The following is a 16,301-nucleotide window of genomic DNA, read 5'->3' on the forward strand; positions in this document are numbered from 1 at the left end:
CACATTATACAAGTTAAATAGGTGATGGCTTACTAGCTTGCTGAGTTCCGTGCTTGATTGGGATCTCAATCACAAACTCCGCTCCATTTCCTGGCGCTGAAATACAAGTTAGCTTACCATGATGTTTTTCTACTACAATCTGGTAGCTAATAGCCAATCCCAAACCAGTGCCAGAGCCGACACGTTTTGTAGTAAAGAATGGGTCAAAAATCTTCTGGCTTACTTCCTCTGTCATCCCCGCTCCATTGTCGGCAATCCGAATCTCTACTTGGTTAGTATTTATGAGTCTGGTACGAATACGAACTTGTGATTTTTTATTGTGGATTGATGCTATACGAGAAGTCACTAATGATTCCTCTATAGCATCAATCGCATTGCTGAGTATATTCATAAATGCTTGGTTCAGGAAGCCGGCATAACATTCTATTTCAGGGATCTGACCATACTCTTTAATAATTTCAATTCCAGGATGGTCGGGCTTAGCTTTTAGCTGATTTTGCAACAATAGCAGAGTGCTATCGAGCCCTTCATGAATATCTACTCGTTTCATTCCCGCCTCATCCAATCGCGAGAAATTTCGCAGCGACAAGACAATCTGGCGGATGCGTTCTGCCCCTTGCTGGAGCGACTCAAGCAGCCTAGGAAAATCGGAAATTAAGAATTCCAAATCGATACTTTCTGCAAAATTCAGAATTTCAGGAGTTGCATTAGGCAATTGAGCCTGATAGAGATTCAGCAACCCCAGCAAGTCATGAAAATAGTCGCTAGCGGGGGTAAGATTGCCGTATATAAAGTTAATTGGGTTGTTAATTTCGTGAGCGATACCAGCAACCATTTGCCCCAGGCTTGACATTTTTTCAGTTTGAATTAGCTGAGTCTGTGTCGCTTGCAATTCTTTTAGGGTAAGTTCAAGTTGAATTGCTTGTTCTCTCAGCAGGCTATTTTTTTGTTTTAATTGCTGAGTCCTCTCTTCTACTTTTTGTTCAAGCGTTTGGTTGTAATCCTCTAATTGTTCATTAGCTGTTTTCAAGTTTTGAGTAGCGGTTTCCAATCTCCCATAGAGCATCGCATTTTTAAGGGATATAGCTATCTGTGAAGAAAGTATTTTTAATAATTCCAGCCTTTCCATTGTAAAGGCACCAGTTGTTATATTATTTTCCAAGTAAAGAATACCAATTAGCTTGCCTTGATTTATAATAGGCATAGATAATATTGACTTGGGTTGGGTTTTTATGATGTAAGGATCGTTTATGAATCTTTGTGAAACTGCTGCATCATTTAAAACCACATTTGCTTTAGTTATTCCTACATAATTAATTATGGTAATGGGCAGATTCTCACTGTTTTCTACGGGTGATTCTGAACACAATACAACCACATCTCTATCCACAACACCTGTAGCTTCTATCACTAACTTTTCATCTTTTTCTAAGATCAGGCATCCTGTTGTAGCTCCAGCATTTTCCATCACAATTTTAAGTAACTTATCTAGCAACTTATCAAGAACTATTTCTTCAGCCAAGGCCAGAGAGGCTTTGTTCACAGTGGACAAATCCAAAACCGCCGAACTTCCTCCCGTGGTCGATGTTGTTGTTCTATTAATCTCTATGCCTATGGATTCTCGCATCAGCATCTTGGAAAATACCAAAGGATATCTAGACTCTAAATCTTTAACTTTAGTTTTAGCTCCCCAACGAATATACCCGTAGTAAGCTTGTGTTAGATAAATTTGAGCAAACTTGTCTCTGCCGAGGGAGAAATAAAACTCTGCTGCTAGTTCCGATGCTAGTGCTTCTTCCTGAATGTATCCTTGTTCTTTAGCTCCTGCTATAGCTCGGTCATAATATTCCATTGCTTCTACAATTTGCCCTAAGACACGAGCTTTCTCTGCTTCCACAAGTTCATACTTATGCTGAAAGTTAAAGGGGGCATGAAATGCCCATTTCTGCATTTGTTGTTGATTAGATTCTATTAAGTTGATGTATTGTTGTTGTTCGGCGTGTGAAGCTTGAGGATAAACAGCGAGGAGAGCCAGCGAATAGTAGAAGTTGTGAGGAGCAGAAACTACCATACCCATTACGCTGACTGCGTGTTCTGCTGCTGAAGTAGCGCTGGTAACGGCATTTTTAGAATCTTTAAACATATAAAAGAGAATCGTCTTGGCGAGATAAGTAATAAACAGTAAAATCCTATTGTTAGTTTCAATAAAAACAGGCAGCATTTGTGTTTCATTAAAAGTTTTGCCCACCAACTGACATTTGCCCTCAGCCTCATTTTGAAGATTTAGCGTCAATTGGTGAAATATCTGGATGTAATAAATAGAATAGTCTTGTTTTAGTTTGAGTGCTAAATCAAGATATTGCTCTTGTTCCTCTTCTACAATTTCTAATCGTTCCCCAGTCAGAAATATGCTGGCACAATAGACAGTAATACAATAACCAGCATATTCTATATCTCCGGTTTCCAGTCCACTTTGCAACCCCGATATTAAGAATGGTAAGGCTTCTTTAGCAGGCTCTTTCCAATGTACGACAAAACCGTTAAATAATTCGTAGACTTTACATTTAAGCGAATTGGCGTTAAATTTATCCAACAGCTTTAACGCTAGCTTACCTGCATGATATCCAGCATCTATTTCTCCGATTGCTGAACACAGTATTATGCTATAAAAAACATACGAAAAAGCGGCAAGAGGGGAATGACCGTGTTCCACACAGATTTTAACTAGAGTTACTGCAAGCAGGGACAAAATTTCGGGTTTAGCAGCGTAAGCAGGAGAAACAAGGGACATCAGTATCCTTAAAGCCGCTATCTTGTAAGGGTCTGTCATTTCTGGGATATTGTCCAAATCCGTGAGCTCTGGCAACTCAACCACAAAACCCCCGTCACCTTCGTCATTTGACAAGGCAACACCCAGCATATCCAGCACTTCCATACCAGTATCAATGGCTTTTAACATCTGATTTTGAGCCATATAAAACTGGATTTGTAGCTCGTATACTTTCACTCTTTCGAGCAGGGTGCTAGCTTGTTGCAGAACAACTTCAGCAAGAGTAGCTGACTTTTCGTAATTGGTATTGAGATATTCTGCTTCTACCGCTTCTACATATAGTGCTAGAGTCAGATCGTAGTTACTCTGCCAACTGTTTTCTGCTAAGAGTTTTAACCCTACTCTTAATTGCATGACCGCAGCTTCATAAGCTGACGCTGCTTTGGCTTTTCGACCCGCTATTAAATTTAATTGAGCCAGCTTGTATTTTTCTTCTCGATCGGTAATGAATTCTACTCCGATATTTAGCTGATTAACTATATCAAAGACATTTTCTTCTAGTGCCTCTTGAGGTGTATTCTTTAATAGTAGTTGACCAATTTTTAGGTGCGTAGCTTTTTGCTCCTCAGAAGGAATCAGAGAATAAGCCGCTTGCTGCACGCGATCGTGCAAAAATTTGTAGGATACTTTGTAAGTATTAATTTCTGATTGGGTTCCTTGACCACTACCCATTACCAATGACTCATTACTATTGAAGAGTAAAGGAAGTTTAGAGGCACTTTCCCCGATGGGTAAAACTAGGGCTTCCTGAAGCCCATCCCATAAAGCAGATGCCGTTTCTGATATAGATTTTTCACTTACTATTGCTAAAATTTCTAAATTAAACCTGTTGCCAATACAAGCTGCTAACTTTAAAACTTTCTGGGTGTCTGGAGGCAGTTTTTGAATGTTCTTGGCTATGAGTTCGACGACATTATAATCTGCGATCGCAAGACTTTGAATTTGCCCCATATCCCACTGCCATCTGCCCATCCTGAAGTCAAATGTCAACAGTTTTTCTGCGTAAAGAGAGGTGAGCAGTTGAGTTGTAAAAAAGGGATTGCCTTGAGTTTTATTGTAAACTAACTCAGCTAATAACTTGCACTTTTTTATTTCATTGTTATTGTTTTTAGCAAGCAAACTTTCTTGCTCAATTCCTCCGTGTTGCTCGGAAAAACAAGTAACAGGGGGGACTGCTGACGAGCAGTTGTCACCCAAGGTGTCAGCAACTAATTGATTTACTGTACTAAGTGTCAACGGTTGGAGGACGATCTTATTTATTATTGCTCCGTATGAATAAATACTATCTAAAGTCTGCATTAAAGGATGAGTTGGGCTGACTTCGTTATCTCGATAGGCTCCAATCACCAATAAATATTGGCTATCTGGGTCAGTTAGCAGCACATGAATCAATTTCAAAGAAGCAGAATCTGCCCACTGTAAATCATCTAAAAATAAAACTAGCGGATGTGCTTTTTGGGTAAAAACATGAATGAATTGTTTAAAGGCAAGATTGAAACGGTTTTGTGATTCGCTGGCTCCTAATTTAGAAACTTCTGGTTGCTCACCAACGATCAATTCCAATTCGGGAATAACGTCAATTATAACTCTAGTATTTTTGCCTAAATCATTTAAAATCTTCTGTTTCCAAAAGTGGATTTTTTCCCGGCTTTCTGTTAATACTTGGCGAATTAGTTCTTCAAAAGCTTCTATTAAGGCTCCATAGGGAATATTCCGTTTAAATTGGTCAAACTTACCTGCGATAAAATAACCCCTTGCTCCGACAATGGGTTTGTGGATTTCATAAACTAAGCAAGATTTACCTATTCCTGAGTAACCGGAAACTAGCACGACCTCGGCTGTTCCAGCACTAACTCTATCAAAAGCATCCATTAGAGTGGCTACTTGTGTTTCTCGTCCGTACAGTTTTTGTGGGATGAGAAATTGACCGGACTTATCACGCTCACCCGGAATGAAGTTAGAATTTGTGCCAGTTTGTTGTAATTGATTTAGACATTGTTCTAGATCCGCTTTCAGACCATAACCACTTTGATATCTATCTTCAGCAGTTTTGGCTAATAATTTCATCACTATGTTACAAATTGCTTTGATAATCTTACCATTTTGAATTTTAGATGTGGGATTATCGCTCGTAAATTCTAGTCTGCTGTTTTGCTCTTTTGCCATAATTTCCCAGAGTGGGGTCGGCTGTTTCGCGATGTGGCAGTGAACTAATTCCATCGGCTCTGTAGCCTTAAATGGTAATTCACCGCACAGCATTTCATAGAATGTGATACCTAAAGAGTAGAAGTCTGTCCGATAGTCAATTGAGCGATTCATTCGCCCTGTTTGCTCTGGCGAGATATAGGCGATTGTGCCTTCTAGTAAAGTGGGATGGCTGAGTGCTTGGGTTTCTCTAGACAAGCGCGTGGCAATGCTAAAGTCAGTAATTTTTACTTCTAACGTAGCAGGAGTAATGATGATATTTGTCGGCTTAATATCTTTATGAATAATTTTGTTATCATGCAACTTACCCAGAGTATCTGCTAACTGAATTGCAATTTTTAAGAACTCTTTGAGTTCAAGTTTGCGACCATTCAAAAAGTTTTTGAGGGCTTCTCCTTTTGAATCTTCCAATATCAGTGCTAGACCATGATGATGATTTTCCAATCCATAGGGCTTGACAATACCTTCTAAATTGAGATGTCGGGAGATTTCATATTCATGTCTCAATTGCATAATCTCTTCGAGAGTAGGATATTCTGCGATCAGGGCTTTGATAATCACAGCAGTCTGATCTTCCCTCCTCTCTGCGCGATAAACTACTGTATTTAAACCTTCACTAATTTTTTCTATTAGTTTGTAATTTGCCTTGATATTCATAAATATTGTATCTCTGTTAACAGTATTTGATGCTGTGCGAAAGTAAATAGTGGGGGCAGTTTGGCTAAATATTGTTTTGTTTCTTTAATTAATATTGAAACTAGAAAAAAGTATTTTTTCGTTAAGTATCTTAAAAAAGTCTGAACTTTTGTAAAACATATTACCCTTTTTATCTAAGTTTTATATTTTTGATGATAACACATCCCCCAGCTAAGTAGATAGGCGCAAAACAATATAAATGGTCTGTGGGGCGGGTTTAGCCCGTAATCATCGCTAGGAGAGATTTTGCCCTTTTAAAACCCGCCCCGCCCACCTTCGTTTATAGCGGTTTTCAACCGTATGAGGTACAGTAACTACAACGAGTGAACCAATTTGTGAGAGATGTGAGAGCGATCGAGTCGAGTCCGTCCACAAGTGCTGACTCTCAGGTGTAATTACTTACGTGTACCAACCCAACGTAGATCTTCTTTGAGGTGAGACTCTTCTGCTTTTAATCGGATTTAAATTGGGAGAAAAAGGAGACAGGTAAATAACTCGCTTTTCCTACGGCTTCAATCCACCCTTCGGGGTACCCCAGCATATTTCTTATTAACGTAGGGTTGGAGCCATTGCTGAGAAATCAGGATCGCACGAGCAATCCCGGCAAGTGAAATACGTTCTAACAACAATCGATCAATTAGTTCTCGTGTCTCCTGCTCAATCACCTTATGAATGCGGATGTTCTACAAATGGCCGATCGCACTTAACACACTTAAACCGCTGTTTACTGTTGTGAATGCGACCGTTTTTGACTGTCTGGCAAGAAGAACAGTTAGGACAAAGAGGCATTGTCAGGGATATATTAGCAAGAACTACTGCTAATCTAGCATCATTACTTCTAGGAGACTACCGGAAAAACCTTGTCTTTTTCCTAATCGCTAGAAAATCACATCGGTGCTATGTGCTATTTTGTACATAGCACTGATGTATTATTACTTATTTAGCACTACTAAGGTAGTTTATAACTGCTCGATCGCACAATTAACTCACCTTGACTGGGGTCGCGGCTGAAAATAAAAGCTCCTTCTTGAGTTTCGCCGCTTGACAAAAAATCAATTTGCTGGTCGCCGGATTCCAAGACTTCGCCGTTGACGCGAAGTTCGGCAATAATTTGCACTAATTCGGCTGTTTCGCCTCCAGTGTTTGTCACTGTAAACGGTACGTAAAATTGGCCTTGAGTTTCGCGAATAGGCGTGTTCCGAGTGACAGAAATAATCGGAGGTTCCTGCTTTTTAGTCACCCAGTTGTAGAGTACGAGCCCGGTGAGGGTAAAAAGGATTAAGCAGGCGATCGCAAATGTCACCCATTCAGCAGGAGTTCTTTTTTTTTGCTGTTCATTATTACTTTCACTCATACCGCCAACCTCCCCGCCGCGCCGCCAATAGTCGCCGGCAATCCCAATACTAACGTATAGCTCAACCACATCGACCACGGGTCGTCAAAACTGAGTTTGTGGAAGAAAAACATCATAAATGCAGAAGCCACCAGCGACACTAAATACGCCATGACAGTTTCGCTGAGGGGACGCTGAAAAATCCCTTGCTGGTGCTGTCTTTTGGCTTGATAAGTAAAGCCTGCTACAAATACAATACCGTAAGAAATGAGCAGCGAAGCGGCGATAATTGCTAATTGCCAAGGCGGCGAAATCGCTGCCGCTAGCATGGGAATTTCGTCAGTTGGGGCGATACTGAAAGCAATGATAGTCGCGCCGATTAAAGTAGCGCCGATATCTGCTAAAGTTGGATTAATGGTAGGTTCCTTTTCGCTGTCTGAACTTTGATAGCGATCGCCACTCAAGAAACCCCTTGCTAGGGCCACTCCCAAGGCAAACGGCAGGCCTTCAAAGATGATTTTACCCAAAGTTTCTTGCAGCGGAGTCTCCGGCGTAATTTCCCTGAGCAAAAACAGGACAAAAGCCGCACAAACAATGCCGATAGCGATTGCTTCTACGCTATCGATTGCAGCTTCTAGCCAGCGGATGCCTTTAGTTTTGCGAAAACCTTCAGTGCGAGTCAGCAAGAAAACGGCGATACAAGTAGTTGCGATCGCGATCGACATTTCCGCTGGTGTAGTATACGAACCGATCCACCAAACCTCCATCGTATAAAGCAGCGGAATTCCGAATAAAAAGCCGCCCGATGCACCTCGAATGATGTCGTTTAATTCATTTGACCACTGATTTTTGCGTCTTTTTGATTTGTTCATTTTTTAGTGAAAACGCACCTCAAAAATTGGGCAAGTAAATATTTTTTTAAACCTGCTCAAATAGAATACCATATTTGTTGTATTCTTTCTCTAACTTGCGTCCAGTCGCTAGCGGTTAAAATTCCCAATCGACGATTGACCAAACGCTTTTCTATTGTGTTCACCTTATGCAGCCGAACCACTGACGAACGCAACAAACCTGCCTGCTCCCATTCTACAATCTCAACATCAAAAACAGTCCTAGTTGTTTGACTTGTCACTCGTGCAACAACAATATCTTCATCTCCTGCATCCAAAAGTACCAGAACAGGACGGAGTTTTGATGTTGTTACATCGGCAAAAGGTAGTGCCAGTAAGAGAACTTCTCCTGATTGATAATTTGGCATATTTCAAATATTGTCGTAGATAGCATCTTCCTCGCTGTAGCCAGCCAATAACTGCTCAGCAGCAAGGATCTGCCAAGCAGCGTTTTCCTCTTCTGTGTCAGTTGGTTCTTGCACCAGAACAATAACTCTGACTTCTTGGTTAGCTGCCAAGTATTTTAAGAGGGTATCGGGAAATTCTATTTTCCCTTCATCTGTGACTTTTGCTGGAAACTCGTATGCTTTCATAATTTTTAGGTCGATTTTTTTACAACATTATTCAGTTTGTGATTTACTTTCTAATTCCTTGAGTTATAAAAAAACTCCCACGATCATAAATCTCTTTGCCAAATCTTGACCGTACTCTCATCACTGCCACTAACTAGAGTCTGCCCATCAGCGCTAAAAGCCACAGAGTAAACTCCCCATGAATGCCCCAAGAGACTGCAAATTTTCTCTCTAGCCTCAAGATTCCAAAGTTCGATAGTTCCGGGTTCGTTACTATCATCTTCGGTGTCAGAATCCCACCCACCAGTTGCGATAATTTTGCCATCCGGGCTAAAAGCTAAGCAGAAGTCCCCCATTGAATTTTCCGCAAGAGTATAGATTTCTATTCCCGTGTAGAGATTCCACAGCTTAATAGTTCCCACACAGTGCAAAGTCGCAAAAGTTTCTCCATCGGGGCTAACAGCGATGGCATAAACAGAGTCCATACCCTCCTGCCAATTCTTTGTCCAGATTTCATCTCCAGTGGTTAAATTAAAAGCTACTGCACTTAGAGAAACATAATCATCTGCACTGCTACTAAGTAGAATCTTTCCGTCAGGGCTGAATAAAATCTCCAAACTATAAAATACTTCTACTTGCCACTTTAAAGTCCGAATTTCTTCCCCATTGCTAAAGTTCCAAAGTTTGATAGTTGCGTCTTCACTGGCACTTGCCAGAGTCTTCCCGTCGGGGCTGATAACTACAGAAGTAATTATGTCTGAATGTCCGGTGATGGTGTAAATTTCCTCTTTAGTGCTGAGATTCCAAACCTTGATAGTTGTGTCTTTACTGCCACTAGCAAGAGTTTGTCCGTCAGGGCTGATGGCAATGGATGTAACTCCATGTGAATGTCCTGCTAAATTAGTAATTTCTTGCCCAGTCTTGAGATTCCACAGTTTAATTGTGCTGTCAGCACTTCCGCTAACTACAGTCTGTCCGTCTGGAGTGATGACAACAGAAGTTACCGAACATGAATGTCCATGAAGGGTGTGTACGCATTGCCAGTTAGTTTGAAGCATTTGATATTACTCCTAGCATTCATCCAGCAACCACATTTTTACTGATTGTTTTCAATGCCATTAAAGTGCAAGCTGAATCTCGGAAGATTCTCCTAAAGCTTCGTTGACAACAATCAGTTTTCCTTGACTATCTGCCCCTAATTGTTGATTGGCATTTAGTAATTCAATTCCATAAATAGTACCGTCTGGGGCAATATCCACATTCATTCGATCGCTAACCTGGATAGTGTTTACCTGTGCGGTTTTTTCTGGCAGGTATATATAAGCTACGTTGTATCTCGGATCGTAAGTCAGTTTCACGGGAACCTCCTGCTAAAAAAAAATTGACAATTACAGCGATCATGATCCAGTCTTCGCCTTCTGACGCTGCGATCGCCTCTACTTTCTTCATAGCATAAACTTTTCCCTGCCACTCAGCATTGAAGGAAAAGTTACGCCTAAATCCGGTTCTGCCCAATTGAGCCGGAAAAGTTGTGCCACTTTCTACCGTAGCAATTAATTCTGCCTCAGTTGCACCTCGCTTAATCAATCGTGCTTGAGCATGGGATGTAATCTAACGCTCACGTTGCGATTACCTCCTTTTTACCTCTTTATTTTTAAACTAACTTAATTCACAACACGCGCACATAAGCATCAAAATAAAGGCATGAGTGTCCAACAACAACCTCATTCCTTGTACTCCTTAAACTCTTCTAGCGGTTCGTCAAAATCATCGGACATCCAAACCATTCCTTTGGCACTTCCTGCTTGCCGATAGGGTTTAGCTTGTTTGGGTATTCCTACCAATTTTACAACAGGCTGGTTATCTTGAGTAATCGCCACTTCTTCACCTCTCCTCGCCGCTTCGATTAATTCCAGAAGCTTTTCTTTGGTTTCAATAATGTCTACTTGATACATAATTCGTGCCTCCTTACTATCAATTTATAACATCACCATTCTAACTCAATTAAACAAATCCTCTTCCTCCAAATCAACCGACTGCAACTGAGCGGGAGTAGCCGGAATCGCTGCAATAATTGCATCGATTACCTTCGCCACCGGAATAATCTCCATCCCCAACTCCGGCACCGGTTGATTCTTAGGAATAATCGCCCTTTTGAAACCCAATTTCGCCGCTTCCCTCAGCCGCAATTCTAATTGGGAAACGGGCCGCACCTGTCCCCCCAAACCCACTTCTCCGAGCAAAACAGTGCGCGCATCGATTACCCGATCGCGAAAACTGGCCACAACGGCGATCGCAACTGACAAATCCGCCGCCGGTTCGTCCACCTTCAACCCGCCCACCGTCGCCAAAATCACATCTAATTTAGATAAAGGAATCCCCACCCTTTTCTCCAAAACAGCTAAAATTTGCTGCAATCTAGCATTGTCCACACCAGTAGTAGTGCGGCGCGGCGAACCGAAACTTGCAGGGCTCACTAACGCCTGAATTTCTACTAAAATCGGTCGAGTTCCTTCGCAAGTAACAGTCGTCGAAGTACCCGGAGAAAATTCATCTCTATTCCCTAAAAACAACTCCGACGGATTATCTACTTCTCGCAAACCGTGTGCTACCATTTCAAAAACACCCATTTCGTGAGTCGCGCCGAAACGGTTTTTCATCGATCGCAAAAGTCGGTGAGAAGCAAAGCGATCGCCCTCAAAATAAAGTACAGTATCTACCAAATGTTCCAAAACCCTCGGCCCCGCCAAAGCTCCATCTTTAGTAACGTGACCGACAATAAATAAAGTAATATTTTCCCTTTTCGCAACCTGCATCAAAGCCGAAGTACATTCCCGCACCTGAGCCACCGAACCCGGAGCCGATGTTAAACTAGCAAAATAAATAGTTTGGATGCTGTCAATCACCGCCACATTCGGTTTCAGCGCTTCCAACTCCCGCAAAACAACTTCTAAATCCGTCTCTGGAAGCAAATAGAAATTCTCCGCTGAATTGTCCTCGGAATCCTTTTTAGCTTCTCCGTTGCTGCCAGATTTATGCCCGCCGTTGCTTGACAATTCAACCGGATTAGCCACGCCCAAACGCTGCGATCGCAACTTCACCTGCTGGCCGGACTCCTCCGCACTGACATACAGTATCCGATCCTTGCGCGCCAACATATTCGCCACCTGCAACAGCAGCGTCGATTTCCCGATACCCGGTTCCCCGCCAATCAACACCAGCGAGCCCGGAACAATCCCGCCTCCCAAAACTCGATCGAGCTCCCCGTAACCCGAAGGCCAGCGAGACTGAGTTTGGTCAGCAATCTGCGATAATCTGAAAGATACCCTTGCTTGACCCTTCGACTTATCAGGAGGCGAACCGCCCACTGTCTTAGTTGTCACCCCTGTTAAACCAGCCCGCGGCACACCAGCAGTAGGTTTTTCTACCTGCTCGTCAAAAGAATCCCACTTCTGACAGCTAGGACACCTGCCAAAATATTGTGGTGAATCATACCCGCATTCCCGACAAATATATTGTATTCGAGGCTTAGGCATTGTTTACTATGATAAATAGTCACCCTAACATTTAGAAAAGTCTGAGTTAAAGCAATTATCAAGCTTTCAGACCGCTCCCCACACATGATTCAATTTGTGTCTTCTATGATAGGGTACAAAAAATTAACATTATCTGAAATGTAACTTAAGGAGTGCTCGGTAACTTGGAAAACCATAAAGAAAAAATTCTGGTAGTCGATGACGAAGCCAGTATCCGCCGCATTCTGGAGACTCGCCTTTCCATGATTGGCTACGATGTCGTCACCGCTGCTGACGGCGAAGAAGCTCTCGAAACATTTCGCAACACCGAACCCGACTTAGTGGTTTTGGACGTGATGATGCCAAAGCTAGACGGTTACGGCGTCTGTCAGGAGTTGCGCAAAGAGTCAGACGTACCCATCATCATGCTAACCGCTTTGGGAGACGTAGCCGATCGCATCACCGGTTTAGAATTGGGCGCCGACGATTACGTCGTCAAACCTTTCTCTCCCAAAGAACTCGAAGCCCGCATCCGTTCGGTACTGCGGAGGGTTGACAAAAACGGCGCATCGGGAATTCCCAGTTCCGGAGTCATCCACGTCACCAATATTAGGATTGACACCAACAAGCGCCAAGTTTACAAAGGCGACGAACGAATTCGCCTCACGGGCATGGAATTCAGCTTGTTAGAACTGCTTGTCAGCCGTTCTGGAGAGCCTTTTTCGCGATCGGAAATTTTGCAGGAAGTGTGGGGATACACGCCAGAACGCCACGTAGACACGCGCGTAGTGGACGTTCACATCTCGCGGCTTAGGGCAAAGTTGGAAGACGACCCCAGCAATCCCGAATTAATTCTCACCGCCCGCGGCACCGGCTATCTGTTCCAGCGAATTGTCGAAATAGGAGAAGTAGGATAAAGTCAGTTGGCAGTTGGCAGTTGGCAATTGGCATTAGTTAAATTACCAACTACCAATTACCAATGACTAATGACTAATGATTACTGACTGATGACTAATGACTAAATCTGATCCCAATAAAGTTTTGCGGCAATTGCCCTTAGTTGCAGGAGGGTTAGCAGGTACGCTGCTAATGGTAAACCGCTTGCTGACAGAGCAAATTACAGATTCTCAAGCTCGATCGGACGCTTTAGGAGTAATTATCAGCGCTCTGCTGATTTTAACAGGTTTGCTGTGGCAGCAGGTGCAAGCGCGATCGCCGGATTCCGTAAAACTTATCGGCGAAGAAGGTTTTGAATTTGCGCCGGATTTGCCGGAGGCGGTAAAAATAGAATTAGCCTGGGCGTCGCGTTTGCTGTTGACAAATACCGCCACAAGGTCGATCGTAATTGTGTATCAGGGAAAAGTCCTATTGCGGCGCGGCATTTTAGGCATCAATCCCGAAGTTAAACCAGGGCCGATATTGCAGCGAGTCCTCGACAAAAATAAACCAGTTTATTTAGTAAATCTCAATATTTATCCTGGTAGAATAGAATTTGACTATTTGCCAGAAAATACTCAAGGAGTTATCTGTCAGCCGATCGGCACTCAAGGCGTTTTAATCTTAGGTGCTAACGCGCCCCGCAGCTACACAAAACAAGATGAAAACTGGGTTGAAGGGATTGCCGACAAACTAGAAAATACCATGAATCGATTTGAGATTTGAGATTTGAGATTTGGGGGTGCGCATTGCGCACCTTACTCCTCAACAACACTCTCCGGGTGCGCTAGGCGCACCTTACTAGCTCACAAATCGCAACTCAAAACTCAAAACTACTAGCGAGCCCAATCAGTACCGCGCCACAAAGTAAAAAACAAAACACTAGAAATCAGCGCGCCCAGCAGCCACTTAACAGCATTTTTAAATAACCCCAAGCGCTGGCCTGACTGAACAGCAGCGCTTTGCGTCTGTAACCGTTCCTTAGCCGGAGTAATTCTCGAAAGAATTTGCTCCTTCAATTGCTGTGGGTTTTGCGCATCCGTTTGTACCCCCAAACGGGTAAGTTCCCCCGCCAAATTCCTTAAATCTTCAGGAGTACCCTTATTCAGCCGTTCTTCCACCTGCTGCAACTGAGCTAATTGTTGGTTTGCTTGAGTAGTAATTTGCTGGTTGTTTTGGTTGTTGACGTAGATAGTACCAAAAATTCCCAAAGGCAGCATTAACAGAAAAACCAGACCTAGCAGCAGACAAACCCAAGACAAAACCTTCAAAAAAAGGTCTTCCAAACCTCTGCGGTCGTACCCTTCTCCAAAAAATATCAGCGCCATTGCCAGTAAAGGAACTGGCACCCGTTCCACTACAGCCCCAATCGTCTGCAATTCCCAGACGCGATTGCCAAAATTTGCTGGTATAAGAACTGCAATCGTATCTAATACAGACAGAATTAATAGACCGTAGCCAATCCAACGCAGCCTGTAGATAGAAAAACCTTGTTCGCCTTGTACGTCATTCATAAAATAATCAGAGTTGTTGTTAAGAAAAATCTCTCTTGACCCCGCCCAAAAACGGATACCGTGCCACGTACTCTTCTCGTGGAAAGTCAAAAATTTTAGACTCTTGTTCAAGCTTCCAAATTCACCTGTGGAGTAAATCTAAAATCTAAAAGCTAAAATCTAAAATCGACTGACTCGACTCAAGGCTCGGGAAATCGCGGCTGCCACCATTCATACCAAGAAACCCAAGCATTCTCTAGAATTTTTTTTGCATCTTCTGGAGTTGTTTTATCCAAAGGCACAGACATCTGAGTCCACAAACAGCGCCGGTCTTGAATATTTCCCCGACCCAACAACCAAAACAGAATGCGGTTCGGGTTCCAATCGCGAGTATTTCGATTATATCTAAACTGTTGGGAAGTGACTGTAGCACCGCCACTAGGATTGATACACGAACTCAAATACAGTCGATTTTGCTGTTGCAAAATTCCGTGAAACCCCGCGCCTTGAGTGTTTACTAATGCTAGTTTAGCAGGAGACGACTTGAGAACAGTATGTCCTTTCATCATACCTTCCACATCCCCAATGGTGTTTACCGCATAGCGCATCTCTATTTCTAGAGCCATGCTATTTTTTTGATATTCATATTTCCTGGCAGCTTTGAATTCTGAATTGTCGCTAAGTTTCAGCGGCGCGCTCTTTTGCATTTTCCAATCTGCTAGAGGCACCGATTCTGGAAACTCAAACGGGGTTGCCAGAGTGTTGCCGGCAGATGGATAGAAAACTAATTTTCCGGCAACCAACAAAACCGCTCCCAAAGTAATAGCCAACAGGGAAAGCCTAACTGGTTTCCAAGAGGTAATAGCCATTAGCAATTCTGTTCTTCCTTATTTTGGGGTTGATCTTTCAAAATAGCAAACCAGCAGAATAACCCGAAAATAGATACAGCAATCATCGAAAAGATTACCGAACCATTTCCTTCGTGCCAGTATTTAAATGCTGCGGGTTGAGATAGCGATACCAGGACTGCCATGAGAGCAACTCGCGCTGCATTCACTACAAATGCAATAATTATTGCCACGAGTGGCAGTACAATTTTCTGACCAACTGTTGTAGGAAACATCAGCAAGAAAACCAGAGCCATCCCTAACAATTGTAGCATCGCATTTACCCCCGAACAGCCGTGATACACTTCTACACTGCCTTTTTCCAGGATTAGAAAAACCCCTTTCCGCACAACTTCAAATCCTAGATAGTGCAGGATGAAAGCTGAAAATTTAGCAGTTAATTTGGCGACATCAACGAATACTCCTATCAACCCGGGAGGAATCGCTGTATAGCCAAGAATTAGAAGTTCCTGCCAATATTGTTTCAGTCCTTTTGTTCCCGAAGCCAGCAATGCGAGACTGATTCCAGACAAAAAAGGCGTTGCTCTGATAAAAAAGTCGTATCCCGATATCGACGAACTTTTGAGCAATATTAAAGCAATTAACGATGACCCAAAGAAGCTGGCGAAAATTCCGCTTTCAAAAGTTAAGGATTCGTGCCTTTCCCAAATGAGAAATGCTACGACTCCCCAAAACAGTAACATTGTACCGAACAGGTCAGTGTCGTTGGTTCTGGAAGTCAGAGTTAGGTGTAAGACTATCAAACCGGAGGCGATGCCTAACAGCCAGTATTTAGGTTCTTGGATGTGCTTGAGCGAGTTTATTTCGGTCATTGCTGCTTTTTGTTTTTACTAAAAGCTTCTAAAATGCTTTCTCAATCTGGTAACTCTATACAAATTATCCGCCACAAACACTTGAATTTATGCCTTTGGGATGATTGTTAA

General features: G+C 42.7%; 15 protein-coding genes. 2 read left to right on the top strand and 13 right to left on the bottom strand.

The genetic code is table 11. From position 1 onward, the window contains the following. Positions 1–13: 13 nt before the first annotated feature. The 10 genes from E5S67_RS00975 to radA form a co-directional block, all read right to left on the bottom strand. The gene (locus E5S67_RS00975; protein WP_172184591.1) at positions 14–5,692 is read right to left on the bottom strand and encodes a trifunctional serine/threonine-protein kinase/ATP-binding protein/sensor histidine kinase; all 5,679 of its coding nucleotides are present in this window, start codon (positions 5,690–5,692) and stop codon (positions 14–16) included. Positions 5,693–6,397: 705 nt separating this feature from the next. Continuing rightward, positions 6,398–6,520: an IS1 family transposase gene (locus E5S67_RS34640; protein WP_172184593.1), complete on the bottom strand. Its 123-nt coding sequence runs from the start codon at positions 6,518–6,520 to the stop codon at positions 6,398–6,400. Between the two features lie 160 nt (positions 6,521–6,680). After that, positions 6,681–7,085, bottom strand: coding sequence for a TIGR02588 family protein (locus E5S67_RS00985; RefSeq protein WP_172184595.1), 405 nt, complete (start codon positions 7,083–7,085; stop codon positions 6,681–6,683). Beyond that, positions 7,082–7,936 carry a TIGR02587 family membrane protein gene (locus E5S67_RS00990; RefSeq protein ID WP_172184597.1) on the bottom strand — a complete coding sequence of 285 codons (855 nt, stop codon included), beginning with the start codon at positions 7,934–7,936 and terminating at the stop codon, positions 7,082–7,084. Before E5S67_RS00990 ends, E5S67_RS00985 begins: the two co-directional genes overlap by 4 nt. A gap of 56 nt (positions 7,937–7,992) precedes the next feature. Next, positions 7,993–8,322 carry a type II toxin-antitoxin system PemK/MazF family toxin gene (locus E5S67_RS00995; RefSeq protein ID WP_015175657.1) on the bottom strand — a complete coding sequence of 110 codons (330 nt, stop codon included), beginning with the start codon at positions 8,320–8,322 and terminating at the stop codon, positions 7,993–7,995. Positions 8,323–8,325: 3 nt separating this feature from the next. Continuing rightward, entirely contained in the window at positions 8,326–8,547 is a 222-nt protein-coding gene (locus tag E5S67_RS01000) for a hypothetical protein (protein WP_172184599.1), read from the bottom strand. Between the two features lie 83 nt (positions 8,548–8,630). Next, positions 8,631–9,584, bottom strand: a complete 954-nt coding sequence (locus E5S67_RS01005; protein ID WP_172184601.1) for a WD40 repeat domain-containing protein — start codon at positions 9,582–9,584, stop codon at positions 8,631–8,633. A gap of 60 nt (positions 9,585–9,644) precedes the next feature. Beyond that, entirely contained in the window at positions 9,645–9,884 is a 240-nt protein-coding gene (locus E5S67_RS01010; RefSeq protein WP_172184603.1) for a DUF2283 domain-containing protein, read from the bottom strand. Between the two features lie 366 nt (positions 9,885–10,250). Continuing rightward, positions 10,251–10,481, bottom strand: coding sequence for a type II toxin-antitoxin system Phd/YefM family antitoxin (locus tag E5S67_RS01015; protein ID WP_172184605.1), 231 nt, complete (start codon positions 10,479–10,481; stop codon positions 10,251–10,253). 45 nt (positions 10,482–10,526) lie between these two features. Further along, on the bottom strand, positions 10,527–12,062 hold the full coding sequence (gene radA / locus E5S67_RS01020; RefSeq protein ID WP_172184607.1) for a DNA repair protein RadA: 1,536 nt from the start codon (positions 12,060–12,062) through the stop codon (positions 10,527–10,529). A gap of 164 nt (positions 12,063–12,226) precedes the next feature. On the opposite strand from radA, the gene rpaB reads away from it, so the two are divergent. Then, positions 12,227–12,958 carry a response regulator transcription factor RpaB gene (gene rpaB, locus E5S67_RS01025; protein ID WP_071587789.1) on the top strand — a complete coding sequence of 244 codons (732 nt, stop codon included), beginning with the start codon at positions 12,227–12,229 and terminating at the stop codon, positions 12,956–12,958. Positions 12,959–13,055: 97 nt separating this feature from the next. Continuing rightward, positions 13,056–13,703: a cofactor assembly of complex C subunit B gene (locus E5S67_RS01030; protein WP_172184609.1), complete on the top strand. Its 648-nt coding sequence runs from the start codon at positions 13,056–13,058 to the stop codon at positions 13,701–13,703. A 110-nt stretch (positions 13,704–13,813) separates the two neighbouring features. On the opposite strand, the gene hpsJ-A is transcribed toward E5S67_RS01030, so the two are convergent. From hpsJ-A to crtA, 3 genes are all read right to left on the bottom strand, one after another. Further along, entirely contained in the window at positions 13,814–14,491 is a 678-nt protein-coding gene (hpsJ-A, locus tag E5S67_RS01035) for an HpsJ-like protein, cyanoexosortase A-associated (protein WP_172184611.1), read from the bottom strand. Positions 14,492–14,670: 179 nt separating this feature from the next. Beyond that, entirely contained in the window at positions 14,671–15,339 is a 669-nt protein-coding gene (locus E5S67_RS01040) for a cyanoexosortase A system-associated protein (RefSeq protein ID WP_172184613.1), read from the bottom strand. Then, positions 15,339–16,190: a cyanoexosortase A gene (gene crtA, locus E5S67_RS01045; protein WP_172184615.1), complete on the bottom strand. Its 852-nt coding sequence runs from the start codon at positions 16,188–16,190 to the stop codon at positions 15,339–15,341. The genes E5S67_RS01040 and crtA overlap by 1 nt, the downstream gene beginning before the upstream one ends. Between the last annotated feature and the right edge of the window lie 111 nt (positions 16,191–16,301).

The organism is Microcoleus asticus IPMA8 (genome assembly GCF_013179805.1).
Taxonomy (GTDB): Bacteria; Cyanobacteriota; Cyanobacteriia; order Cyanobacteriales; family Microcoleaceae; genus Microcoleus; species Microcoleus asticus.